This is a genomic window from Bartonella sp. AA86SXKL, assembly GCF_042196885.1.
In genome coordinates, this window is sequence record NZ_JBHIRE010000374.1 from 1 (window position 1) to 675 (window position 675).

1 protein-coding gene and 1 pseudogene are annotated in these 675 nt (G+C 43.4%); both read left to right on the plus strand.

Going from position 1 to position 675, the window contains the following annotated elements:
• Window positions 1-522, plus strand: a pseudogene (locus ACFIO5_RS12085) (F0F1 ATP synthase subunit alpha); the annotation flags it as partial.
• Window positions 523-542: 20 nt separating this feature from the next.
• Window positions 543-675 (plus strand): F0F1 ATP synthase subunit gamma (locus ACFIO5_RS12090; protein WP_375705539.1); only part of this gene is annotated, 133 nt, incomplete at its 3' end.

A 675-nucleotide genomic window follows, 5' to 3' on the forward strand; every position in this document is an offset into this window, starting at 1 on the left:
TATATTCCCACAAACGTGATTTCCATCACCGATGGGCAAATTTTTCTAGAAACGAATTTATTTTATCAAGGAATTCGTCCTGCTGTAAATGTTGGTCTTTCTGTGTCGCGTGTTGGCTCTGCTGCACAAATTAAGGCGATGAAGCAGGTTGCTGGTTCCATTAAAGGAGAATTAGCACAATATCGTGAAATGGCTGCCTTCGCACAGTTTGGTTCCGATTTGGATGCCTCAACACAGCGTCTTTTAAATCGTGGTGCCCGTTTAACAGAGCTTTTAAAACAACCACAATTTTCTCCACTGAAAACAGAAGAACAGGTTGTTGTTATCTTTGCCGGTGTCAATGGTTATCTTGATGCTTTGGCTGTGGCTGATGTCGGTCGATTCGAACAGGGACTTTTGACACTTCTGCGCAGTGATCACTCAGATCTTTTGCAGGCAATTGCTGATCAAAAACAGCTAACCGATGACATCAAGGATAAGTTGATCGTTGTTCTTAATACTTACGCAAAGAATTTTTCGTAATGAGTTGATGGAATGCTTCAATGGCGTCGTTAAAGGATCTTAGAGACCGTATCGCCTCGGTTAAGGCAACACAAAAAATTACCAAAGCAATGCAAATGGTTGCCGCCGCAAGGTTGCACCGTGCGCAAGAGGCAGCTCATTCCGCACGTCCTT